22 protein-coding genes and 2 tRNA genes are annotated in these 21,508 nt (G+C 64.1%); 13 read left to right on the top strand and 11 right to left on the bottom strand.

The annotated features are described in order from the left end of the window. Positions 1 to 58: 58 nt before the first annotated feature. The gene (locus D0Z70_RS15860) at positions 59 to 1,333 is read right to left on the bottom strand and encodes a hypothetical protein (protein WP_119748287.1); all 1,275 of its coding nucleotides are present in this window, start codon (positions 1,331 to 1,333) and stop codon (positions 59 to 61) included. Positions 1,334 to 1,627: 294 nt separating this feature from the next. Here D0Z70_RS15860 and gyrA point away from each other — a divergent pair, with 294 nt between their 5' ends. Further along, positions 1,628 to 4,303: a DNA gyrase subunit A gene (gene gyrA / locus D0Z70_RS15865; protein ID WP_119748179.1), complete on the top strand. Its 2,676-nt coding sequence runs from the start codon at positions 1,628 to 1,630 to the stop codon at positions 4,301 to 4,303. Further along, the gene (locus D0Z70_RS15870; protein WP_119748181.1) at positions 4,300 to 4,647 is read left to right on the top strand and encodes a DUF952 domain-containing protein; all 348 of its coding nucleotides are present in this window, start codon (positions 4,300 to 4,302) and stop codon (positions 4,645 to 4,647) included. Before gyrA ends, D0Z70_RS15870 begins: the two co-directional genes overlap by 4 nt. Here D0Z70_RS15870 and D0Z70_RS15875 read toward each other — a convergent pair. Continuing rightward, positions 4,626 to 5,759, bottom strand: coding sequence for a glycosyltransferase (locus tag D0Z70_RS15875; RefSeq protein ID WP_119748183.1), 1,134 nt, complete (start codon positions 5,757 to 5,759; stop codon positions 4,626 to 4,628). The genes D0Z70_RS15870 and D0Z70_RS15875 overlap by 22 nt on opposite strands. A 53-nt stretch (positions 5,760 to 5,812) precedes the next feature. Here D0Z70_RS15875 and D0Z70_RS15880 point away from each other — a divergent pair, with 53 nt between their 5' ends. The 7 genes from D0Z70_RS15880 to D0Z70_RS15910 all read left to right on the top strand — a co-directional run bounded on the left by D0Z70_RS15880 (position 5,813) and on the right by D0Z70_RS15910 (position 12,237). After that, entirely contained in the window at positions 5,813 to 6,691 is an 879-nt protein-coding gene (locus tag D0Z70_RS15880) for a lysophospholipid acyltransferase family protein (RefSeq protein WP_119748185.1), read from the top strand. 32 nt (positions 6,692 to 6,723) lie between these two features. Beyond that, entirely contained in the window at positions 6,724 to 7,368 is a 645-nt protein-coding gene (locus tag D0Z70_RS15885) for a phosphoribosylanthranilate isomerase (protein ID WP_119748187.1), read from the top strand. Positions 7,369 to 7,467: 99 nt separating this feature from the next. Next, the gene (gene trpB / locus D0Z70_RS15890) at positions 7,468 to 8,709 is read left to right on the top strand and encodes a tryptophan synthase subunit beta (RefSeq protein ID WP_119748189.1); all 1,242 of its coding nucleotides are present in this window, start codon (positions 7,468 to 7,470) and stop codon (positions 8,707 to 8,709) included. A gap of 2 nt (positions 8,710 to 8,711) precedes the next feature. Continuing rightward, a complete protein-coding gene (trpA, locus tag D0Z70_RS15895) occupies positions 8,712 to 9,527 on the top strand; it encodes a tryptophan synthase subunit alpha (RefSeq protein WP_119748191.1) in 816 nt (271 codons plus the stop codon). Continuing rightward, complete coding sequence (gene accD / locus D0Z70_RS15900; RefSeq protein ID WP_017182676.1) at positions 9,524 to 10,375, top strand: acetyl-CoA carboxylase, carboxyltransferase subunit beta; 852 nt, start codon at positions 9,524 to 9,526, stop codon at positions 10,373 to 10,375. Before trpA ends, accD begins: the two co-directional genes overlap by 4 nt. 27 nt (positions 10,376 to 10,402) lie before the next feature. After that, positions 10,403 to 11,725: a bifunctional folylpolyglutamate synthase/dihydrofolate synthase gene (locus tag D0Z70_RS15905; protein ID WP_119748193.1), complete on the top strand. Its 1,323-nt coding sequence runs from the start codon at positions 10,403 to 10,405 to the stop codon at positions 11,723 to 11,725. A gap of 68 nt (positions 11,726 to 11,793) precedes the next feature. Then, the gene (locus tag D0Z70_RS15910; protein WP_119748195.1) at positions 11,794 to 12,237 is read left to right on the top strand and encodes a DUF6628 family protein; all 444 of its coding nucleotides are present in this window, start codon (positions 11,794 to 11,796) and stop codon (positions 12,235 to 12,237) included. Here the strand turns inward: D0Z70_RS15910 and D0Z70_RS15915 are convergent. Both D0Z70_RS15915 and D0Z70_RS15920 read right to left on the bottom strand, forming a co-directional pair. Beyond that, complete coding sequence (locus tag D0Z70_RS15915) at positions 12,222 to 13,547, bottom strand: AmpG family muropeptide MFS transporter (RefSeq protein ID WP_119748289.1); 1,326 nt, start codon at positions 13,545 to 13,547, stop codon at positions 12,222 to 12,224. The genes D0Z70_RS15910 and D0Z70_RS15915 overlap by 16 nt on opposite strands. 76 nt (positions 13,548 to 13,623) lie before the next feature. Continuing rightward, positions 13,624 to 14,082 (bottom strand): response regulator, encoded by a 459-nt coding sequence (locus tag D0Z70_RS15920; protein ID WP_119748197.1) that lies wholly within the window; start codon positions 14,080 to 14,082, stop codon positions 13,624 to 13,626. A gap of 175 nt (positions 14,083 to 14,257) precedes the next feature. Between D0Z70_RS15920 and D0Z70_RS15925 the strand changes: the two genes are divergently transcribed. Together D0Z70_RS15925 and rsmD are read left to right on the top strand one after the other, a co-directional pair. Further along, positions 14,258 to 15,247 carry a pseudouridine synthase gene (locus tag D0Z70_RS15925; protein WP_119748199.1) on the top strand — a complete coding sequence of 330 codons (990 nt, stop codon included), beginning with the start codon at positions 14,258 to 14,260 and terminating at the stop codon, positions 15,245 to 15,247. After that, positions 15,244 to 15,795 (top strand): 16S rRNA (guanine(966)-N(2))-methyltransferase RsmD, encoded by a 552-nt coding sequence (gene rsmD / locus D0Z70_RS15930; protein ID WP_119748201.1) that lies wholly within the window; start codon positions 15,244 to 15,246, stop codon positions 15,793 to 15,795. The genes D0Z70_RS15925 and rsmD overlap by 4 nt, the downstream gene beginning before the upstream one ends. On the opposite strand, the gene D0Z70_RS15935 is transcribed toward rsmD, so the two are convergent. After that, positions 15,780 to 16,223 (bottom strand): globin domain-containing protein, encoded by a 444-nt coding sequence (locus D0Z70_RS15935; protein WP_119748204.1) that lies wholly within the window; start codon positions 16,221 to 16,223, stop codon positions 15,780 to 15,782. The two genes, rsmD and D0Z70_RS15935, sit on opposite strands and share 16 nt — an antisense overlap. A 108-nt stretch (positions 16,224 to 16,331) precedes the next feature. On the opposite strand from D0Z70_RS15935, the gene D0Z70_RS15940 reads away from it, so the two are divergent. Then, on the top strand, positions 16,332 to 16,805 hold the full coding sequence (locus D0Z70_RS15940; RefSeq protein ID WP_119748206.1) for an Rrf2 family transcriptional regulator: 474 nt from the start codon (positions 16,332 to 16,334) through the stop codon (positions 16,803 to 16,805). Here the strand turns inward: D0Z70_RS15940 and D0Z70_RS15945 are convergent. Both D0Z70_RS15945 and D0Z70_RS15950 read right to left on the bottom strand, forming a co-directional pair. After that, positions 16,768 to 17,178, bottom strand: coding sequence for a Fe-S oxidoreductase (locus D0Z70_RS15945; protein WP_119748208.1), 411 nt, complete (start codon positions 17,176 to 17,178; stop codon positions 16,768 to 16,770). The two genes, D0Z70_RS15940 and D0Z70_RS15945, sit on opposite strands and share 38 nt — an antisense overlap. 216 nt (positions 17,179 to 17,394) lie before the next feature. Then, positions 17,395 to 17,790: a GFA family protein gene (locus D0Z70_RS15950; RefSeq protein ID WP_119748210.1), complete on the bottom strand. Its 396-nt coding sequence runs from the start codon at positions 17,788 to 17,790 to the stop codon at positions 17,395 to 17,397. Positions 17,791 to 17,905: 115 nt separating this feature from the next. Between D0Z70_RS15950 and D0Z70_RS15955 the strand changes: the two genes are divergently transcribed. After that, positions 17,906 to 20,182: an ATP-dependent helicase gene (locus D0Z70_RS15955; protein ID WP_119748212.1), complete on the top strand. Its 2,277-nt coding sequence runs from the start codon at positions 17,906 to 17,908 to the stop codon at positions 20,180 to 20,182. Between the two features lie 9 nt (positions 20,183 to 20,191). On the opposite strand, the gene D0Z70_RS15960 is transcribed toward D0Z70_RS15955, so the two are convergent. The 4 genes from D0Z70_RS15960 to D0Z70_RS15975 form a co-directional block, all read right to left on the bottom strand. Further along, the gene (locus tag D0Z70_RS15960; RefSeq protein ID WP_119748214.1) at positions 20,192 to 20,656 is read right to left on the bottom strand and encodes a GAF domain-containing protein; all 465 of its coding nucleotides are present in this window, start codon (positions 20,654 to 20,656) and stop codon (positions 20,192 to 20,194) included. An 84-nt stretch (positions 20,657 to 20,740) separates the two neighbouring features. After that, a tRNA-Ala gene (locus tag D0Z70_RS15965) sits at positions 20,741 to 20,816 on the bottom strand. A 115-nt stretch (positions 20,817 to 20,931) separates the two neighbouring features. Beyond that, positions 20,932 to 21,007, bottom strand: a tRNA-Ala gene (locus D0Z70_RS15970). 89 nt (positions 21,008 to 21,096) lie between these two features. Next, positions 21,097 to 21,432: a TIGR02300 family protein gene (locus D0Z70_RS15975; RefSeq protein WP_119748216.1), complete on the bottom strand. Its 336-nt coding sequence runs from the start codon at positions 21,430 to 21,432 to the stop codon at positions 21,097 to 21,099. Positions 21,433 to 21,508 lie beyond the last annotated feature (76 nt).

The following is a 21,508-nucleotide window of genomic DNA, read 5'->3' on the forward strand; positions in this document are numbered from 1 at the left end:
CCAGATATAACCGGTTATCAGGGCGCACCGTCGCTCACCAGCGACGGCGCGCCTCCTGTCATGCGTCCTTGGTGCCCAGATAGGCAAGCCACAGACCGGCAATCTGCTTGCGTGCGCCACCCTGCACCGCTTCAAACGCCGCCTTGGCGGCCGCATTGTCGCCGCTCATCAGCTTCGCGATGCCCATGCGGGTGTTTATCTCGTCCGCATCGACGCCGCCCTTCTGCTTGGCCAGGTCGAACATCGCAGCCGCCTTGGCATAATCACCATAGCCCAGATAGGCGTCGGCAGTTGCTGCTGCGATCTTGCCGTTTGCGGCCTTCTTCGCATCGGCTTCCGCAGCGCCCAGCGAGCCTTTGTCGCCAGCGATCCGGCTCGTTGCGGTCTGGTAGAGATCACCGCCCTGGCTGGCATTCAGCACGCCCTTGGAACGGCCCAGGTCGATCGAGGATTTGACCTCACCATAAATGCCGGTCTTGGACGCCATTTCGGCATATTCGACAAAGTCACCGGCAACGACCAGACCGCCGGACGCCGCCAGCAGGCGCAACACGTCGAGATTTTCGCGATTCGTAATGTTCGGGTTGGCGCGCTGGAACAGCCGCACCAGCGTCCGCAAATTCGCGCCGCTCGGTTCTGCCTGATAGGCCATCTTGGCCCATTCGGTCACTTCAGGAAGGCGCGCGGCTTCCGCCCGGCCAACGCCGATCTGATACCATTGGGCCGGCACTTGCTGCCCCGCAGCCTTCATCGCATCGGCCGCAGCTTTCAGCGCAGCAAGGCCTTGCACGTTGAAACCGCGCGCTGGCTCGACCGACGCATTGCCGGTGCCTGCCTTCCCAAAATAGGCTTGGGCAAGGGTCGGATTGACCGCTTCGGGCTTGTAACCCGCCGCCAGCGCGGCCTGCCCGCGCTGGATCGCCAGATCATAATTTTTGGCACCCATCGCCTGTTCGGCAGCGATCGCGTTGAATTGACCGGCCTGTTCGGGCGGGGTCAGGCCGCTATCAAGCATCTGGCTCAGCGCTTCGCTCTGAAGCGCCGTGTCCTTGCTGGTGATCGAGGTATTCAACTTGATCGCGCCAATCTGATATTTGTCGTCATTCGACTTCGCCTTGGTATCGGCATCGGCCAGCGCGGCCTTGGCACCGGCAAAATCCTGCGCTTCGGCTGCCTTTTGCGCGGCCTGGAGTGCCTTGATGACTTCCGGCGAGACATTGAGCTTCGGCCCGGCCTTCTTCTCTTCCTTCTTCGCGGCAAAGGCAGGGGCGGTGATCGCGCCGCCGCTTACGGCCAGAGCCAGCACGAGCGCCACCGGGGTAACAAAACGCATGATCCTCATCTCCTTTATGCGCCGGGCGGGGGAAGCCATGGGCGACTGAAAAGCTGTTATGCGCCGATTAGGGGGCGGCGCGTGAATGGCCATTGAACAAGCCTATATCGGCGGATTTTGCAACTGTCATGCGCACGCTTCGTTCCGTGCGTGCCGGTCATCACCCCCGGCCCTGCCCACGGCCCTGTTCGTCTGCCCGTGCGGGCGCGCGCGTGAGCGCGCGAGGGGTGACAGATTTGTTTCGCTCAGCTAGTGCGAAGGCAGAAACACATCCATCCAAAAAAGAGAATCGCCTTGAACGACGAGACCAGCCTCGCCGACCCTTCGGACATCAGCCCCGTCAGCATCGTAGACGAGATGAAGGCGAGCTATCTCGACTATGCCATGTCGGTCATCGTGTCCCGCGCCCTGCCGGACGTGCGCGACGGGTTGAAGCCGGTGCATCGCCGCATTCTCTTCTCCGCCCAGGAATCGGGCTTCGTCTATAACCGCCCCTATCGCAAATCGGCGCGTCTGGTCGGTGAAGTCATGGGTAAATATCACCCCCATGGCGACAGTTCGATCTACGACGCGTTGGCGCGGATGACGCAGGACTGGTCGATGCGGGTGCCGCTGATCGACGGTCAGGGCAATTTCGGTTCGATGGATCCCGATCCGCCAGCCGCGATGCGTTACACCGAAGCGCGTCTGGCCAAGGTCGCCAATGCGCTGCTGGAAGATCTCGACAAGGATACGGTCGATTTCACGCCCAATTATGACGCTTCGGAAAGCGAGCCGCAGGTGCTGCCCGCGCGCTTCCCTAACCTGCTGGTCAATGGCGCAGGCGGCATCGCGGTCGGCATGGCGACCAATATTCCGCCGCACAATCTGGGCGAAGTCATCCGCGCTTGCCTGGCCTATATCGACAATACCGGCATCACGATCGACGAACTGATCCAGATCGTCCCCGGTCCCGATTTCCCGACCGCGCCACTGATCCTGGGCCAGTCGGGCGCGCGCAGCGCCTATCATACCGGCCGTGGTTCCATCATGATGCGCTCGCGCCATGTGATCGAGGAAGGACGCGGGGATCGCCAGTCGATCGTCCTGACCGCCATCCCTTATCAGGTCGGCAAGAACGGCCTCGTTGAAAAGATCGCCGAAGCCGCCAAGGAAAAGCGGATCGAGGGGATCAGCGACATTCGCGACGAATCCAGCCGCGAAGGCGTGCGGATCGTCATGGACCTGAAGCGCGATGCGACGCCAGAGGTCGTGCTGAACCAGTTGTGGCGCAACACGCCCGCGCAATCGAGTTTCCCGGCAAACATGCTGGCGATCCGTGGCGGCCGCCCCGAATTGCTGAATCTGCGCGACATCATCGAAGCCTTCGTCAAGTTCCGCGAAGAGGTGATCACCCGCCGCACCAAGTTCGAGCTGAACAAGGCGCGCGACCGGGCGCATATCTTGCTGGGTCTGGTCGTTGCGGTCAGCAATCTCGATGAAATGGTCCGCATCATCCGCGGATCGTCCAGCCCCGCCGAAGCGCGCGAAAAACTGCTGACGCGCGAATGGCCGATCGGCGAGATCGCGCCCTATATCCGGCTGGTCGAAGCGATCGACATCGAGGTTTCGGGCGATTTCTACAAATTGTCCGACCTTCAGGTCCGCGCCATCCTGGACCTGCGCCTGCACCGCCTGACGGCGCTGGGCCGCGATGAAATCGGCAAGGAACTGGCCGAACTGGCCGACGCGATCGCTGAATATCTCGCCATCCTGGGCGACCGGGTCAAACTCTATGCCGTGATGCGCGAAGAGTTTGAAGCGATCGAGCGGGAGTTTGCCACCCCCCGCCTGTCCGAAATCACCGCCGCTGCCGACGGGATCGAGGATGAAGATCTGATCGAGCGCGAGGATATGGTCGTCACCGTCACGGTGCAGGGCTATATCAAGCGCACCCCGCTGGAGAGCTTCCGGGCGCAGGCGCGTGGCGGCAAGGGCCGGTCGGGCATGGCGACCAAGGATGAGGATGCGATCACCGAGCTGTTCGTGACATCGACCCATACGCCGGTGCTGTTCTTCTCGACCGCGGGCAAAGTCTATCGCCTGAAAGTATGGCGCCTGCCCGAAGGCGGCCCGGCGACGCGCGGGCGGCCGATGGTCAACCTGCTGCCGCTTGCGGCCGGCGAAACCATCCGCACCGTGCTGCCGCTGCCCGAAGATGAGGATAGCTGGAAAGATTTGCACGTCATGTTCGCCACCGCGAACGGCACCGTGCGCCGCAACAGCATGGACGCCTTCGCCAATGTACCGAGCAACGGCAAGCTGGCGATGCGTTTTGACGAAGGCAGCGAGGACCGGCTGATCGGCGTCGCGCTGCTGACCGAAGAGGATGATGTGCTGCTCGCCACGCGGCAGGGCAAGGCGATCCGCTTCGCCGCGACCGATGTGCGCGAGTTCCAGAGCCGCACCTCGACCGGTGTGCGCGGCATGACGCTCAAGAGCGACGATGAGGTTATCTCGCTGTCCATCCTGCATCGTTCGGGTGCCAATCAGGAACAGCGTGAGGAATATCTGCGCTTCGCCCCGTGGAAACCGGAAAAGGAAGGCGAAATGGCCGATCAGGCGATGTTCGCCCATATGCGCGAGCATGAGCAGTTCATCCTGACCGTCTGTGCCAATGGCTATGGCAAGCTGTCATCGGCCTATGATTATCGCCGTACCGGACGCGGCGGCCAAGGCATTACCAATATCGACAATATCGGTCGCAATGGCCCCGTCGTCGGCAGCTTTGCCGCAACCCATGGCGACCAGCTGATGCTGGTGACCGATCAGGCCAAGCTGATCCGCATGGGTCTCGACAGCCTGCGCGTGATCGGCCGCAATTCGGCGGGCGTCCGCCTGTTCGACGTGGCCAAGGACGAGCATGTCGTCAGCGCAGCGCGGATCGAGGAAAGCGACGAGGGCGAGACCGAAGCGGCCGTCGAGGCATGAGCGATCTGTTCGCCTACAAGATATTGACGGCGGACCAATATGCGCAGTTGAAGGCCGACGGCGTCTTTGCGGGCGCGCCGGTCGACCTGGCCGATGGCTATATCCATATGTCGACCCGCGATCAGGCGGCGGAGACGGCGGCGAAGCATTTTGCCGGGCAGGACCGGCTGGTGATGCTGATGGTCGATCTCGCGCCATTTGGCGAGGCGATCAAATGGGAAGAGTCGCGCGGCGGCGCGCTGTTCCCGCATCTTTATGGCGAGCTGCCGTTAAGTGCGGTCGCGGGCAAGGTGGTGCTGCGCATCGGCGATGATGGACTGCATCAGTTCCCGGCGGGATTCTGATCAACCCGTTTCATCCGCACGACCAGTCCCCGCCTGACCCAATAATCCCAGCCGCCCCAGCGGATGCGCGATGATGTGGCCGCGGCGAGTTGAACAATCAGATGCGCCCAGCTGACCGCAAAGGGCGCAATACAGTCCCACCAGAGCGACCGGCGGGCGCGGCTGGCCTGATCTGGCTCCAGCACGCTGGCGAGGATCGCCCGTCGCGCCAGCGCCCGGCCCCAGGCCGCGCCATAGCCGACAGCGACCATCGCCCAGCCACCCCAGCCCAGCGCCCAGACCCACGCCGCCGCCTGCACCGCGACCACCAAAGTCGCCAGCGCCCACATGCCGGGGCTGTTGGTGATGATATGCCGATATTGACGGACGCCAAAGCCCAGCACCTGCGCGGCATTGCCCTCCAATGGGCTGGCGACGAGCAGGTCGCGCACCGGTCGCAACCGCATTTTCGCGCGCCAGCCAGCCAGACCGATCGCCATGTCATCGGACAATCGCCCCGCCATCGCCCGGTCGAGGTCCAGCCGGTCGGCCACCTCCCGCGTCAGCGCCATCGCGCCGCCCCAGGGCATGGTCGCGCTGGCGAAACGGGGTAGCGTTGCCAGTTGCATTTCGACCGCGCCGACCAATGCCAGCATCGGCCCGCGTTCCGGCAAAAGCATACGATAGCCGGTGACGATGTCCGCCTTGCCCCGGACCAGCGGGAATAGCAGCCGCCCAACGAGGCGCGCGGGCGGTTCGATGTCGGCGTCAATGAACAGGACATAGCGATCGTCCGACCGCAATGCCCGCAATGCCGCGCGCAATTTGTGGACCTTCTGGCCTTCATCGCTGGCTTCCCCGGCATGGACGACCTGCACCCAGTCGGCTTCGCGCGCCGCCAGCGCGTCGGCAGCGGCGCACCCGCCCGATGTCGCGATCATCAGGCGGAAGCGCGCCGTCTGGGCTTTCAGCCGGGCGATCAGGTCCGGCCCGCCGTCCCAATCGTCGCGTACCGATAGCAACACAACCACCCCGTCGGGCGTCTCGATCTTGCGGTCCGTCGGCAGGTGCCGCCAGTAATTGACGACGCCCAGCAGGCTCAAGCCCTGAAGCAATATCCATAGCCACAGCATGTTACGCCAGCGCCCCTTTACCGTCCCGGCTGCTTCTGTATGACGCTATCCCCATGCTCTCCAACCCCTTTCTCTTCGCCCTGTTGCGGCTGTTGCCCGCAAGCATCGCCTCCTGGCTGGGCGGTTGGCTGTCTGTCACTTTCGCCCGCCCGCGCATGAAGATGCGCGACGCCCGCGCCCGCGCCAATCTGGCGATCCTGCGCCCGGACCTTCCGCCAGCGGAGCGGGAGGCGATGTTGACCCGGCGCTGGTTCAACATCGGACGGACCTTGGGCGAACTGGCCAATATCGACCGGCTGGTGAATGAACGGCATGTCAACGTGATCGACCGCGCTGGTTATCAGGCCGTGCTGGATGGGCCGGGGCCGATGATCAGCCTGACGGTCCATACCGGCAACTGGGATTTGCTGGCCGCCCATATCAAGGCGTCGACCGACCGGCCGGGGCTGGGCATTTACGATCCGCCGGACAATCCGGCGCAGGCCGCACTGCTCAAGAAGGCGCGGCAAAGCTATATGGGCGAAGCGATCAGCGGCGAAGGCGCGGCGCGGGGCGTGTTCAAGCATCTGACCCAGAAGGACCGGGCGACGCTCTATATCTTGGTGGACGAACGGCGGGAGTTTCAGGTCTGGTTCCCGACATTCGGGCGCGAACTGGCACCGTCGGGCAATCTGTCAGTGGCGCTGCGGCTGGCGCGCAAGGTGGGCGCAAAATTTCTGCCCTTCTATCTTGCCCGCACCAATGGCCCCCATTTCGACCTGCATTGGCATCCCCCGCTCGATCCGCGCACGACCAGTGATGCTGACATTGTCGCGACGCTCGACCGCTTTCTGGGCCAGGCCTGTATCGACCATGCCGACCAGTGGCTGGCGCTGCATGACATGGACCTGACCCAGCCGGGCCATATGCCCCCTGCCCCTCCGGCCATGTGACTTCGCGATCCATCACGGCTAAAGCCCCTGCCATGTCCCGACTCGCGATCAAGATTTGCGGCCTTTCGACTGCCGATACGGTGGGCACCGCCGTGCGCGCGGGGGCGAGCCATATCGGCTTTGTCCATTTCCCTAAAAGCCCACGCCATGTCGATGCCGCCCGGATCAGGGCGCTGGCCGCCATCGCCCCCGCTCATGTCGAGCGGGTCGGCGTGGTGGTCGATCCGACCGACGAGATGCTGGACGAACTGGTCGCGACCGGTGCGCTGACCGCGCTGCAACTCCATGGCAAGGAGAGCGCGCAGCGGGCCGCCGCCATTCGCCATCGTTTCGGCCTGTCGGTGTGGAAGGCGATTTCGGTCAAGACCCGCGCAGATATCGACGCGGCCAGTGCCTATACAGGTGCTGTGGACCGGCTGCTGTTTGATGCCAAAACGCCCGATGGCGCGGCATTGCCCGGCGGGATGGGGCTGCGGTTCGACTGGACATTGCTGCGCGGGGTTTCTATGCCGGGACCATGGGGGCTGTCGGGCGGCCTGTCGGTGGACAATGTCGCCGAGGCTGTCCGCATCACCGGCGCGCCGCTGATCGACGTTTCGTCGGGCGTGGAAAGCGCGCCGGGCATCAAGAATATGGACAAGATCATCACCTTCTGCAAAGCGGTTTCGCAATGTTGACGCCGCCCGCCTTTGTCGCGCGCATCGGGACACGATGGCGCTGATCGCTTCCCCCATCCGAAGCGAACGCCCATTTTGACCCAAGAGACTGAAACGATCATGACCGACACCATTAGCTTGCCCAACAGCCTGCGCAGCCAGCCCGACGCCAGTGGCCATTTCGGCCAGTTTGGCGGACGCTATGTCGCCGAAACCTTGATGCCGCTGATCCTGGAACTGGAGAAAGTCTATCGCGCCGCGAAGGACGATCCGGCGTTCGAGGAGGAATATGATTATCTGCTCAAGCAATATGTCGGCCGCCCCAATCCGCTATATTATGCAGCGCGGCTGACGCAGGCGCTGCGCGAAGGCGCGCCTGCGGGCAGGGGCGCGAAAATCTATCTGAAGCGCGAGGAATTGAACCATACCGGCGCGCACAAGATCAATAATTGCATCGGACAGGCGCTGCTCGCCCGCCGCATGGGCAAGAAGAAGGTGATCGCGGAAACCGGCGCTGGCCAGCATGGCGTCGCGACCGCCACTGTCGCTGCCTTGTTCGGCATGGAATGCAAGATTTTCATGGGCGCCAAGGATGTCGAGCGCCAGAAGCCCAATGTGTTCCGCATGAAGCTGCTGGGGGCGGAGGTCATTCCGGTGACGTCGGGGTCTGCGACGCTGAAAGATTCGATGAACGATGCGCTGCGCCATTGGGTGTCGAATGTGCATGACACATTCTACATCATCGGCACGGCGGCAGGCCCGCACCCCTACCCCGAACTGGTGCGCGATTTTCAGTCGATCATCGGCAAGGAAATCAAGACGCAGATGATGGAGGCCGAAGGTCGCCTGCCCGACATGCTGATCGCCCCGGTCGGCGGCGGCTCCAACGCCATCGGCATGTTCCACCCCTTCCTGGACGACACAGACGTCGCGATGATCGGCGTCGAAGCGGCGGGCGAAGGGCTGACCGGCAAGCACGCCGCGTCGCTGGCGGGCGGCGCGTCGGGCATATTACACGGCAACCGCACCTATCTGCTACAGGATGAGGACGGCCAGATTACCGAGGCGCACAGCATTTCGGCGGGGCTGGATTATCCCGGCATCGGGCCTGAGCATAGCTGGTTGCATGAAATCGGTCGGGTAAAATATATGCCGATCACCGATGATGAGGCGCTGGCCAGTTTCCAGAAACTGTCGGCGCTGGAAGGCATCATCCCTGCCCTCGAATCCGCCCATGCCATTGCCGCTGCGGAGCAGGTTGCGCCGACGATGGACGCGGACAAGATCATCGTCGTCAATCTGTCCGGTCGTGGGGATAAGGATATTTTCACCGTCGCCGACGCCCTGGGAGTGGAGATGTGAGCATGGACCGGATGGCCACCCGCTTCGCCGCCTGCAAGGCGCAGGGCCGCGCAGCGTTGATTACCTTCGTAACCGCCGGTGATCCGACCGTTGCGGCAACCCCCGCCATTCTTGACGCACTGGTTGAGGGTGGCGCGGACATTATCGAGCTGGGCATGCCCTTTACCGATCCCATGGCCGATGGTCCCGCGATCGAACTGGCCAATCTGCGCAGTCTGGGGTCCGGCACGAAAACGGCGCATATCTTTGCGATTGCCGCCGATTTCCGCGCCCGCCACCCCGACACGCCGCTGGTGCTGATGGGCTATGCCAATCCGATGCTGGTGCGCGGGTCCGACTGGTTTGCCGACCAGTGCAAGGCGGCGGGCGTCGATGGGGTCATCTGCGTTGATGTGCCGCCGGAGGAAGATGCCGAACTGGGTCCGGCGCTGCGTGGCGCGGGCATTCATCTGGTCCGGCTGGCGACGCCTACGACCGACGCAAAGCGGCTGCCCGCCGTGCTGGAGGGGGCCAGCGGGTTCCTCTACCATGTCTCTGTCGCGGGGATCACCGGCAAGCAGCAGGCAGCGCAGGCCAATATCGAACTGGCCGTCCAGAAACTGAGGGCCGCGACGGACCTGCCGATCGCAGTCGGTTTTGGCGTTCGCACGCCCGAACAGGCCGCCGCGATCGGGCGCATTGCCGATGGCGTGGTCGTCGGTTCGGCGATCGTCGATCTGGTCGGGTCGCATGGTGATGCCGCCGCGCCCTTCGTTCAGCAGTTTGTCGCCGCCCTGAGCGGTGCGCTCACCGCAAATTCACGGGAAACCGCCGCATGAGCTGGATCAACCGCGTTCGCAAGGCCATCCCCTTCATCGCCAAGAAGGAGCAGACCGCCGAAACGCTGTGGCATAAATGCCCGTCCTGTTCGGAGATGATCTTCATCAAGGAATGGGAAGAAAATCTGTCCGTCTGCCCCCGTTGCGACCATCATGGCCGCATTGGGCCGTCGGAGCGGTTCGAGCATATTCTCGACGCCGGTTTCATCCTGCTGCCGACCCCGCATGTGCAGGAAGACCCGCTGAAATTCCGCGACAGCAAGCGTTATCCCGACCGGATCAAGGCGGCACGGCTGGCGACCGGCGATCATGACGCGCTGATCAACGCGCGCGGCGCGATCGACGATGTGCCGCTGGTGATGGGCGTGCAGAATTTCGCCTTCATGGGCGGGTCCATGGGTATGGGCGTGGGCGCAGCCTTCATCCAGGGGGTCAACGACGCGATCGCGCATAAATGCCCCTATGTCATCTTCACCGCGGCTGGCGGCGCGCGGATGCAGGAGGGTATCCTTTCCCTCATGCAGATGCCCCGCGCGACCGTGGCGATCCAGAAGCTGCACGCGGCGGGCTTGCCCTATATCGTCGTGCTGACCGATCCGACCACGGGTGGCGTAACCGCCAGCTATGCGATGCTGGGCGACATCCAGATTTCCGAGCCCAATGCGCTGATCGGCTTTGCCGGGCAGCGAGTGATCGAAAGCACGATCCGCGAAAAGCTGCCCGAAGGATTCCAGCGCGCCGAATATCTGCTCGACCATGGCATGATCGACATGGTGGTGCATCGCGCCGAATTGCGCGACACGCTGGCACGGGTGATCGACTATCTGACACCACGGGCCGCCGCCTGACATCACGCACATAGGGGGACGGGGCGCATGGCCGATCACGCGGTATCGGATCATCCTGCGGTGCAGGCGCAACTCGACCGGCTCTGGTCGCTGTCCCCCGGCGCCGACATATTGGGGCTGGAGCGGATCACCACACTGCTCGACCGACTGGGCAATCCGCATCGTGCGCTGCCGCCGGTCTTTCATGTTGCGGGGACCAACGGCAAGGGTTCGACCTGCGCTTTCCTGCGCGCGGCGATGGAAGCGGACGGCAAAAGCGTCCACGTCTTTACCTCGCCCCATCTGGTCCGCTTCAACGAGCGCATCCGGGTGGCGGGCCAGCTGATCAGCGACGATGCGCTGGCGCGCTATCTGGAGCGGGTGCTGGACATTGCCGAGGGCGTTGACGCTAGCTTCTTCGAGGTCACGACCGCCGCTGCGTTCCTGGCCTTTGCCGAGCATCCCGCCGATGCCTGCATCATAGAGGTCGGGCTGGGTGGGCGGCTGGACGCCACCAATGTCATCGCCAATCCGGTGGTATGCGGCATCGCGCAGTTGGGCATCGACCATCAGGCGTTTCTGGGCGACACGCTGGCGGCCATTGCCGCGGAAAAGGCGGGGATCGCCAAGCCGGGCGCGCCGCTGGTCACCCAACGCTACGCCGAATCGCTGTTCCCGGTGATGATGGACGCGGTCGCCCGTGCGCGGACCAGCTGGATCGGTCAGGGCGACGGCTGGGACGCCGCTGCCTATCGCGACCGGCTGCATTATCGCGACGAGCAAGGGCGGCTCGACACGCCGCTGCCCCGGCTGGCGGGGGCGCATCAGGTGCAGAATGCGGCGCTGGCCTTTGCCATGTTGCGGCATCAGAGCGCGGTGCCGCTGTCCGAAGCCGCGCTCAAGGCTGCGCCACTGTGGGCGCATTGGCCCGCGCGGCTCCAGCGGCTCGATCATGGCCCCCTGCTCGCGCCCCTGCCCGATGCGACCACGGCCTGGCTCGACGGCGGGCATAATGCCGGTGCGGGAGAGGCGATCAGCGCCTTCTTCACCAGCGATCGACTGGAGGGGCAGAAGCTCCAGTTGGTGATCGGAATGCTCGCCAACAAGGATGTCGATGCGTTCCTTTCTCCCTTCGCCGGGCGGATCGCGCATATCCATGCCCTGCCGGTGCCGGGGCACGAGCATCATGAGGCCGAGCGATTCGCGGCGATCGCGACGCGCTGGGGCATAGGCTGCACCGCGCATGAGGAGCCGACCGGTGCGATCCGTGCCATTGCGGCGCTGGGTGAACCGGCGCCCAAGCTGTTGATCGGCGGATCGCTCTATCTGGCGGGTGAAATTTTGCGCCTGAACGATCAACTGCCTGACTGATTCTACTTGCGATTGACTCGCAATAGCCTAACCTGCGGAAACCAGACCACCGTAGAAGGCGCTTTATCATGGCTCATGGAGAGACTTCCTCCCTCGACGACCTGCCCCGACCAATGCCGTCGGGCTATGGCAACCGGCTGTTCCTGTTCGTGATGCGGCGGATGGCGAGCGCGGGCGTCAATGATGCCCATGCCGCCAATGCGATGTTGGGCGCATTCGGGCGCAGCTATCGCCGGCCGCTGGTATTGATGCGGGCAATGATGCTGGAACTGGCGCGGGCGTCCAGCCGCAAGATATTGGTCGCGCCCTGCTGCTGCGCGCGGATGACGGCGGACGAGGCACTGATGATGCAGGCGACCGGCGACGCGCTGCGTGATCCCAGTGCTGCCTATGAGCAGGTGAGCCAATTACTCGGCAATGATCATGCGCTGGGCGCGCTGACCTGTTTGCAGGCGGTGGCGCAGGCTCATGCGGACCTGGGCCGGCCGCTGGAGCTTTATGGCGAGGGGTGATCGCCCGGATCGGTCGCGGCGCTGCCCACGCTGGCGTCGATCAGGCCAGCGCGCATCATCAGCCAGAACAGGATAATGCCCGGCACCGCCGCCGCCGTGGTGAGCAGGTAGAAATCGACATAGCCGAACTGCTCGATCAGCCCGCCTGCCGTCGTCCCGGTCAGGAAACGGCCAACGATGCTGGCGGCGGCAGAGATCAACGCATATTGTGTGGCAGTGAAACGCAGGTCGCACAGGGCGGAGAAATAGGCGACGACGGTGACGCCGCCGATGCCGCTGGCGAAATTCTCGAACCCGATCGCGCCCGCCATGCCCCAATTACTCTTCCCCAGCGCCGCGAGTGCCGCGAAGGCGAAGTTCGATACGCCCATCAGGATCAGGCTGAGCAGCACCGAGCGTTTCATGCCGATTCGGGCGTAGAGAATACCGCCGACGAAAATGCCGATCAGATAGGCCCAGAAGCCGATGCCGATGTCGTAAATGGCGATCTCGTCATTGCTATAGCCCATATCGTCGAACAAAAGGCGAAAGGTCAGGTTCGCCAGCGTGTCGCCAATCTTGTGCAGCAGGATGAAGAGCAGCACGAGCAAGGCGCCCTTGCGCTGGAAGAACTCCATCAAAGGCCCCGCGATCGATCGCCAGACTTCCCCCGCGCCGCGCCGTGCCAGAGGATCGCGATGGCGTTCCGGTTCGCCCAATAGCAGGCCAGTCAGCATGGCGGGCAAGGCGAAGATGGCGCAGGCGAGATAGGCGCCTTCCCAGCCGATCCGCGCCGCCAGCACCAGCGCCAGCGCGCCTGCCGCGACCGATCCGATGCGCCAGCCATATTGCGACATGCCCGATCCGACGCCAAGCTGTTCGGGCTTCAATAGCTCGATGCGATAGGCGTCGATCACGATGTCGAAAGTCGCGCCCGCAACGCCCACCAATATGGCGGCATAGGCGGTCTGGATCAGGCTGCTGGTGGGATCGACCAATGCCAGATTGGCGACCGCCGCCATCACCAGCACGCCTGCCAGGAGCAGCCAGGAGACGCGCTGCCCCAATCGACCGATCACGGGCAAGCGGACGCCGTCGACCACCCAGGCCCATAGCCATTTGAGATTATAGACCAGGAATGCGAGGGTGAAGGCGGTCACCGCCTTCTTGTCGATGCCGTCCTGCGCCAGGCGCGTCGTCAGCGTCGCACCGATCATCGCGAAGGGAAAGCCCGACGACACGCCCAGGAAGAAGGCCGCCAGCGGGGCTTTCTGGGCATAGGGCTTTACCGCATTAAGCCAGCTGTTCGTGCCGGTTGTGGCGTCGGTCATGATGGTGCGCGTCCCCCGCAAGCGTCTGTTGCGCGCCACCATATGGCCTGACGCGGGGCTGGCAAGCCTTGTGGGATCAATCGGCCGTGTCGAACAGGGTGAGGCCGACGGGCAGGCGCGGGCGGCGGGCACCGCGCAGCAGGGCGTCGATGACGCCGATCGCCGCGACCAGATCACGCGGGGCATAAGGTTTGGCGAGGCAGCCATATGCCAGCGCGCGGGCGTCGATCGGGCAGGCACCGGTGACGAACAGCACCGGCAATTCCTTGGTCGCGGCATGGCGGGCAACATCGATGCCGCTGCGGTCGCCCTTCAGGCTGACGTCGGCGATTACCAGATCAACGCCGCCACCGTCGATGACAGCGATGGCGTGGCTGTAATCGTCCACGGTCGCGGCGATACGATAGCCAGCCTGTTCGAGCGCATGTTCATTGTCGAAGGCGACGAGGGGTTCGTCCTCCACCACCAGCACGGTGCGGATCGCCTTGCGACGTCCGGTGCGCGCGCCTTCGCCCTTCACCAACCCGAAAAACATTTGCCGATCCGCCCTGTTTCCGCCATGCCCACCGATCAAACGCCGCGCCCCCGCGCCGGGTTGCGGGGCGGATGCTACACCGCCCTCATCCAAGCGCCGGGACGGCACCGTTCAGCCTGTTGCTGGCTTTCCTGTCATATGGGAAGGGCCAGTGCCCACGAAAAGGAATCCGCCCTTGGAACCGCCGAAAAAATCTGGACCGCCCCGCAGGGCTGGCCCCGGCGGCCCGAAACGCCCGTCTGGACCCGGTGCTGGTGGGTCGGGCAAGACGCCGGACGGCAAGCCACGCTTTGGCAAGGCGGGCGAAGCCAAGGCCGGTCCCGCCGCCAGCGCCAAGCCATGGGGTCGCAAGCCCGGTTTCAAGAAGCCGGGTGCCGGGGTCAAGACGCCCGCCAACCCGCATCCCGCGCGCGCCGCCGCGACCAGCGATGGCAAGGGCGAACCGCAGCGCATCGCCAAGCTGCTGGCGCGGGCCGGGGTGGCGTCCCGCCGTGAGGTCGAGCGGATGATCGAGGAAGGGCGCGTGACGCTGAATGGCGTGGTGGTGGAGACGCCCGCGACCTTGCTGGCGTCGCTCTATGGCGTGGCGGTCGATGGCGTGGCGATTGCTGCGCCGCCCCCTGCCCGGCTGTTCCTGTTCCACAAGCCGTCCGGCTTCCTGACCACCGAACGCGATCCCGCCGGACGGCCGACCATCTATGACAAGCTGCCCGCCGACCTGCCGCGTGTCATGCCGATCGGGCGGCTGGACATGACGACCGAGGGGTTGTTGCTGCTGACCACCGATGGCGGGTTCAAGCGGCAGATGGAGCTGCCGTCGAGCGGCGTGCCGCGCACTTACCGGGCGCGCGCCTTTGGCGAAGTCAGCCAGCAGCAGCTGGAGGATCTGTTCGACGGGATCGAGATTGAGGGCGTCCGCTATGGCCCGATAGAGGCCAATCTGGAGCGGCGCACCGGGCGCAACCAGTGGATCGAAATGACGCTGACCGAGGGCAAGAACCGCGAAGTGCGGCGGGTGCTGGAGCATCTGGGGTTGCAGGTCAACCGGCTGATCCGCACCAGTTACGGCCCGTTCCTGCTGGGCGACCTGCCGCCCGGCGCGGTCGAGGAAATCCGCCAGCATGATCTGGTCCAGTTCAAGGCCAGCCTGAAGGACAGCAAATGAGGATCATATCGGGCCAATGGCGCGGTCGCCCGCTGACCGCGCCCAAGGGTGACGCGACAAGGCCGACCGCCGACCGGACCCGCGAGACGCTGTTTTCGATGCTGGTCAGCCGGATCGGATCGTTCGAGGGGCTGGCCGTTGGCGACTTCTTTGCCGGGTCCGGGGCGTTGGGGTTTGAGGCGCTGTCGCGCGGCGCGGCGACCTGCCTGTTCGTCGAGCAGGACAAGCAGGCGATCGATTCGATCCGCGCGAATGCGGAACGACTGGGCATCAAGCCCGACATCCGGGCGTCGAGCGTATTGTCGCTGGGGTCTGCGCCCAAGCCATTGGACCTCATCTTCATGGACCCGCCCTATGGCACGGGGGCCGGACAGGTCGCGCTCGACAAGCTGGGGCGGCTGGGCTGGACCGGGCCTGCGACCTGGATCAGCATAGAAACGGACCGGCGCGAGGATGTCGAGGTGAAGGGCTTTGCCATCGACGCCGTGCGCGACGCTGGCAAGGCGCGGATCACTTTGCTGCGGGCGGTGGATCAGGCGGCTTCGTAGGCCGCCGTCTCCTTGGCGATCAGGATGTTGGCGAGGAAGGTGTAAGCCTCCGCCCAGGCGGCCAGCACAGCGTCGGTCGCGACCTCTTCGCCCAACACCTCCCGGATGGCGGGGAGCAGGGCGGCGGCGACCTTGGGATAATGGTCCGGCTTCACCCCGGTTTCGACATGGCGCGCGACCATGCGAGCGACAGCGCCGTCGAGCGCGCCGAGCTTGTCGATATTCTCCGCATAGCCCAGAATCGCGGCGGCAAGGCGCTTGGGCTGCTCGCCGCTGGCCTGGGCAGCCTGATCGAACATTGCCTTCACTTCAGCGTCCTGAAACAGTCTGGCGTACATGGCGGTCGTGATGGCGACGCCGTGCTGGCGCAGGGCCGGACCGGTCGATTTGACGATCGCGATGGTGGAAGCCGACAGTGAGCTGGACATATGTACGCCTTTCGATGGACTCGATAAGCGGTATTTAATTTGCATCTTTTAAGATGTAAATAGCATATATGTTTTCCACCGCCTGTCGCGCCGTTAACGGACAATCCCATGCAACTGACCCGCCACACCGACTATGCGCTGCGCGTGCTGATCCATCTGGCGGCAGCGCCGGAGGGGCGCGCGACGATCCCGCAGATTGCCGACGCCTATGGTCTGTCGCGCAATCATTTGATGAAGGTGGTGCATGGCCTGGCGCAGGGCGGATTCATTGCGACCCAGCGCGGGCGCGGCGGCGGTTTTACGCTGGCGCGTGCGCCGCAGGAGATCAGCATTGGTGCTGTGATCCGGCATAGCGAGCCGGACATGAGGATGGCCGATTGTGCAGCCTGCGCGATCCGCCCGTCCTGCGGCCTGACCGGCATATTGGCGCAGGCGACGGCGGCATTTCTGGCGGTGCTGGACCGGCACAGCCTGAGCGATGCGACCCGCGACCGGGCCGGGCTGGCGGCGATCATCGCTGCCCTGCCCGGCCCGGAGGCCTCAGTTAGCGACGACGCGCCTTGCGTGCCTCGCCCGGATTGATGCAGCTGTCCTGCACGGTTTTCGAGCAGACCGGATAATCCTTCGCTTCAGCGGGTGGCGGGGTCATGTTGCCGCCGACGGTGACGGGGTTGGAGGATGATCCGACTGGGGCCGCGGGATCATTGGGGACGCCTGCCGGGGCTGGGGCCATGCCGGGATCGGCGGGAACGGCACCGGTTGGCTGGCCTGCATTGGGATCAGCCGCAGTGGCCGGGTCGGCAGGCGGGGGTGGCGCGGCGGGATCAGCGGGCGGAGCCACATCGCCAGCGGGTGGCTGGCTCATCGGGGCCGGTGTTTCCTGCGCAACGGCGACGCCTGCGACGACGGTGGTGAAACTGAGCATCGCGGCACTGGCCAGCATGATGGACTTCATCGGGAATATCCTTTCCTTCTTTTCTCACGGCCCCGTTGTGCGGGGAGCGGCGAGGGAAGAACCGGAGTTGTGACATGTCCGTTCCGGCAGCGGCGGTAAGCCGTGGCGGATGTGCCGTGAAAGGAAGGAGGTGTGGTGTTATCAAGAGGGCGACACCCCTCCGTCTGGCCTGCGGCCAGCCATCTTCCCCGCTGGGGGAGGATTTTTCAGTTGCCCTTACTCGCCGGGATAGCGATCGAACTTTGGCAGGTCGTTGGCGGTCGCGGCCCATGGCGGGGCTTCGGCCAGTTGGATGTGCGCCTGGGGCGGGAAGGCGGACTGATCGTCCAGAGTCGCGGTCTGAATATCGATACCGCCGGGGAAGATGGCGGGATTGGTATAGAACAGCCCGGTGCCACAGGTGCCGCAGAAATGGCGCGTGACGTTCTCCGATGACTGATAGGCGACCGGCGTGCCTTCAATCTTCACCGCGTCCTGCTGAAACAAGGCCCAGCCGACCATCGGCGCACCCGAACTGGCACGGCAATCGGCGCAGTGGCAGATGGCGCTGTGCGCGGGATCGCCGCTGGCTTCATAGCGGATGGCCCCGCACCGGCATTTCCCTGTCGCCATGATTCGCCCTCCCTTGCATGATTCGCCTTTTGTTCTCATAGAAGGCGCATCGCTGCAAGGCTGATGCCTTGCCCCCGCCCTTGCCCCCGCCCTTGCCCATGCCTAGTTGTCGATCATGACCTTTCCCGCATCGTCCTCCACCGACCCTGACTATATCAAGGGGCTGAACCCGCCGCAGCGTGAGGCGGTGTTGACGACCGAAGGGCCGGTGCTGGTGCTGGCGGGAGCGGGAACGGGCAAGACGGCGGCGCTGACGGCGCGACTGGCGCATCTGGTCGCGACGCAGCGGGCCTGGCCATCGGAAATCCTCTCCGTCACCTTCACCAACAAGGCTGCGCGGGAAATGCGCGAGCGGGTGGGACGGATGATCGGCCCGGCAGTCGAGGGGATGCCGTGGCTTGGCACATTCCACGCCATCGCGGCCAAGATGCTGCGGCGTCATGCCGAACTGGTCGGGCTGCAATCCAACTTCACGATCCTTGATACGGACGACCAGTTGCGGCTGATGAAACAGCTGATTCAGGCCGAAGGGATTGACGAGAAACGCTGGCCCGCGCGGCAGCTGGGCGGGCTGATCGACCAGTGGAAGAATAAGGGCTGGACCCCGCAGGACATCAGCGCGGGTGAGAGCGAAGGCTATGCCAATGGCAAGGGGCAGAAGCTGTACGCCGCCTATCAGGCGCGGTTGCGGGCGGTGAATGCCTGCGATTTCGGGGACTTGCTGCTGCATGTTCTAACGATATTGAAAAGCCATCGCGACGTGCTGGAAAGCTATCAGCAGCGGTTTAAATATATCATGGTGGACGAATATCAGGACACCAACAGCAGCCAATATCTGTGGCTACGGCTGTTGGCGCAGACGCGCAAGAATCTGTGTTGCGTGGGCGATGACGACCAGTCCATCTATTCATGGCGCGGGGCAGAAGTTGCCAATATCCTGCGGTTTGAAAAGGATTTTCCCGGCGCGAAGATCATCCGGCTGGAACAGAATTATCGATCCACCCCGCATATTTTGGGCGCGGCGTCGGGCGTGATTGCCGAAAATGGCAATCGGCTGGGCAAGACGCTGTGGACCGACATCGACGTGGGCGAGAAGGTGCGCGTCATCGGCATATGGGACGGGCCGGAGGAAGCGCGACGGGTCGGCGAGGAGATAGAGGCGATCCAGCGGACAGGCAATTCGCTGGACGAGGTAGCGATACTGGTGCGGGCGCAGCACCAGACCCGCGAGTTTGAGGATCGCTTCATCCAGATCGGAATGCCCTACCGCATCGTCGGCGGTTTCCGATTCTACGAGCGGGCGGAAATCCGCGATGCGCTGGCCTATTTGCGGCTGGTCAACCAGCCCGCCGACGATCTGGCGTTCGAGCGGATCGTCAATGTCCCCAAGCGAGGCCTCGGCGACAAGGCGGTGGAGAAATTGCACCGGCTGGCGCGGGCGGAGGGGATACCATTGGTCCATGCGGCCGCGCGGATATTGGACACGGACGAATTGACGCCGCAGGCGCGTCGATCATTGGGATCGTTCGTGGGCGATCTGGCGCGTTGGCGTGACCGGGCGGCCACCCTGCCCCATGCCGAACTGGCGCGGCAGATATTGGACGAAAGCGGCTATACCGCGATGTTGCAGGCCGAGCGCAGCACCGAGAGCGCGGGGCGGCTGGAGAATCTGGGCGAACTGGCCCGCGCGATGGAGGAATATGAGACGCTGGGCGCGTTTCTGGAGCATGTCTCCCTCGTCATGGACAATGAGGCGCAGCAGGAAGAGCGCAAGGTCACGATCATGACGATCCATGCCGCCAAGGGGCTGGAGTTTGATTCGACCTTTCTGGTCGGCTGGGAGGAAGGGATTTTCCCGTCGCAGCGGGCGCTGGATGAGGGCGGTCTCAACAGTCTGGAGGAGGAAAGGCGGCTGGCCTATGTCGCGATCACGCGGGCGCGCAAGCGCTGTACGATTTTGCACGCGGCGAATCGGCGTATCTACGGGCAGTGGACCAGCAGCATCCCATCCCGCTTCGTGGGCGAATTGCCACCGGAGCATGTCGACGCGGAAAGCAGCATGAGCGGCGGCGCGTCGCTGTGGCGGGCCAACTGGTCGGAGCGGGACGATCCGTTCGCCCATGTCGGGCGCGGCGAAGGACGCGGGCCGGGATGGCAGCGGGCGCAATCGTCGGGCCAGTTCAGCCGGGAGCCGGTGCGGATCGTGGAAGCGCGCGCGTCGGCGGTGTCGATCGGCAATAAGGGGCGCAGCGACATGGCATTGGGGCTGCGGGTGTTCCACCAGAAATTCGGTTATGGCACTGTCGCGGAGATTGAAGGCAATAAGCTGGAGATTGATTTCGAGACGGCCGGGCGCAAGCGGGTGATGGACAGTTTTGTGTCGGTCGCCTGACCGGTCGCGCTATTTGGCTGACAGGATGAGGCCGATCGCGCGGGCATAATCCTGCATCGCTGCCACGACCGCCAGGCCGCTGACCGAGCGGGGGTGCGGGTCGATGGCGCAGAGCGTGCCGTAGAAGCTGCCATCCGACAGGGTGACGGGTAGCGAGGCATAGCTTTGGAAGCCGTAGAAGATGGGGACATGGTGGGTGCGCCAGTCCTGTTCCATCGCGACATGATCGATATAGATACCCTCGCCGCAGCGGCGGATATCGTCGCACAGGGTCTTTTTGATTTCCAGTTCCCCGCCGGGATCAAGGCCGAACTCGATCCGGTCGATGATCTGGCAGGCGATCCAGCGATCTTCGGTCACTCTGGCGACCGCAGCGAAACCCATGCCGGTGGTCTGGCAGACCTGTTCCAATATCGCCCGAATCCGGTCGTCATCGCCCTGTGCTGCGACTGATGCAGCCAAATCGTCCCGCATAGATGCACCCCTGATGACGCACCGCTGAACGCGGCGCAGCATCCGGCAGATATGTAGGATTATGCGGAATATTGCGCAAGAAATTGGTGGAGCCTAGCGGGATCGAACCGCTGACCTCCTGCATGCCATGCAGGCGCTCTCCCAGCTGAGCTAAGGCCCCATCCGGTGCGGCAGCGAGGCTGCGGAACCCGTTGGTATATGATCGCGCCCCTCCGCTTGCGCTTCGGGAGCTTCGCCGGAAGCCGTCCCCCGGACGGCTTCTGTATCGGCGAAACTGGTGGAGCCTAGCGGGATCGAACCGCTGACCTCCTGCATGCCATGCAGGCGCTCTCCCAGCTGAGCTAAGGCCCCATTTCCATCGCTAAAGCGCCGTTTGGGTCCGGCGCTTCGGAGGCGCTGCCATTAGGTCGCAGCGCCATCCTTGGCAAGAACAAAATGACTTAATTGTCGTCCGCGTCGTCGTCGCTCGCGGCTTCGACGCCCAGGTCGTCATCACCGCCCAGATCGACGTCATTGTCCGGCGAATCGCCGTCATCATCGACGTCGATGTCGAGGTCCAGATCGTCATCAGCCGTTTCCAGCTCGCCGTCGGCGGTCTCGATCACCTTCTTGGGCGCTTCCTCATAGGGGAGCGGCTGCTTCGACTTGAGCACCGGCTCCGGTTCCCAGGCGGCGTTGCAGTTGATGCAGACGACCGGGTTGTCATTGCCCAGGTCATAGAAGCGCGTGGCGCATTTCGGGCAGGTCCGCTTCGTGCCCCATTCAGCCTTCACCATGTCCGGCCTAATCCTTTTTTGATGCTCAAATAACAACTACGCGGCGCAACGGTGAAGTTGCCCGCGAAACGTCGCG

The sequence above is a fragment of the Sphingobium terrigena genome (genome assembly GCF_003591655.1).
Classification (GTDB): Bacteria; Pseudomonadota; Alphaproteobacteria; order Sphingomonadales; family Sphingomonadaceae; genus Sphingobium; species Sphingobium terrigena.

Excerpts from the sequence above, each read along its gene's own strand:
- D0Z70_RS15860 (WP_119748287.1), bottom strand. The coding sequence starts at position 1,333 with ATGCGTTTTGTTACCCCGGTGGCGCTCGTGCTGGCTCTGGCCGTAAGC.
- D0Z70_RS15870 (WP_119748181.1), top strand. The coding sequence starts at position 4,300 with ATGAGCGATCTGTTCGCCTACAAGATATTGACGGCGGACCAATATGCG.
- D0Z70_RS15875 (WP_119748183.1), bottom strand. The coding sequence starts at position 5,759 with ATGCTGTGGCTATGGATATTGCTTCAGGGCTTGAGCCTGCTGGGCGTC.
- D0Z70_RS15880 (WP_119748185.1), top strand. The coding sequence starts at position 5,813 with ATGCTCTCCAACCCCTTTCTCTTCGCCCTGTTGCGGCTGTTGCCCGCA.
- D0Z70_RS15885 (WP_119748187.1), top strand. The coding sequence starts at position 6,724 with ATGTCCCGACTCGCGATCAAGATTTGCGGCCTTTCGACTGCCGATACG.
- trpB (WP_119748189.1), top strand. The coding sequence starts at position 7,468 with ATGACCGACACCATTAGCTTGCCCAACAGCCTGCGCAGCCAGCCCGAC.
- trpA (WP_119748191.1), top strand. The coding sequence starts at position 8,712 with ATGGACCGGATGGCCACCCGCTTCGCCGCCTGCAAGGCGCAGGGCCGC.
- accD (WP_017182676.1), top strand. The coding sequence starts at position 9,524 with ATGAGCTGGATCAACCGCGTTCGCAAGGCCATCCCCTTCATCGCCAAG.
- D0Z70_RS15905 (WP_119748193.1), top strand. The coding sequence starts at position 10,403 with ATGGCCGATCACGCGGTATCGGATCATCCTGCGGTGCAGGCGCAACTC.
- D0Z70_RS15910 (WP_119748195.1), top strand. The coding sequence starts at position 11,794 with ATGGCTCATGGAGAGACTTCCTCCCTCGACGACCTGCCCCGACCAATG.
- D0Z70_RS15915 (WP_119748289.1), bottom strand. The coding sequence starts at position 13,547 with ATGACCGACGCCACAACCGGCACGAACAGCTGGCTTAATGCGGTAAAG.
- D0Z70_RS15920 (WP_119748197.1), bottom strand. The coding sequence starts at position 14,082 with ATGTTTTTCGGGTTGGTGAAGGGCGAAGGCGCGCGCACCGGACGTCGC.
- rsmD (WP_119748201.1), top strand. The coding sequence starts at position 15,244 with ATGAGGATCATATCGGGCCAATGGCGCGGTCGCCCGCTGACCGCGCCC.
- D0Z70_RS15935 (WP_119748204.1), bottom strand. The coding sequence starts at position 16,223 with ATGTCCAGCTCACTGTCGGCTTCCACCATCGCGATCGTCAAATCGACC.
- D0Z70_RS15940 (WP_119748206.1), top strand. The coding sequence starts at position 16,332 with ATGCAACTGACCCGCCACACCGACTATGCGCTGCGCGTGCTGATCCAT.
- D0Z70_RS15945 (WP_119748208.1), bottom strand. The coding sequence starts at position 17,178 with ATGAAGTCCATCATGCTGGCCAGTGCCGCGATGCTCAGTTTCACCACC.
- D0Z70_RS15950 (WP_119748210.1), bottom strand. The coding sequence starts at position 17,790 with ATGGCGACAGGGAAATGCCGGTGCGGGGCCATCCGCTATGAAGCCAGC.
- D0Z70_RS15955 (WP_119748212.1), top strand. The coding sequence starts at position 17,906 with ATGACCTTTCCCGCATCGTCCTCCACCGACCCTGACTATATCAAGGGG.
- D0Z70_RS15960 (WP_119748214.1), bottom strand. The coding sequence starts at position 20,656 with ATGCGGGACGATTTGGCTGCATCAGTCGCAGCACAGGGCGATGACGAC.
- D0Z70_RS15975 (WP_119748216.1), bottom strand. The coding sequence starts at position 21,432 with ATGGTGAAGGCTGAATGGGGCACGAAGCGGACCTGCCCGAAATGCGCC.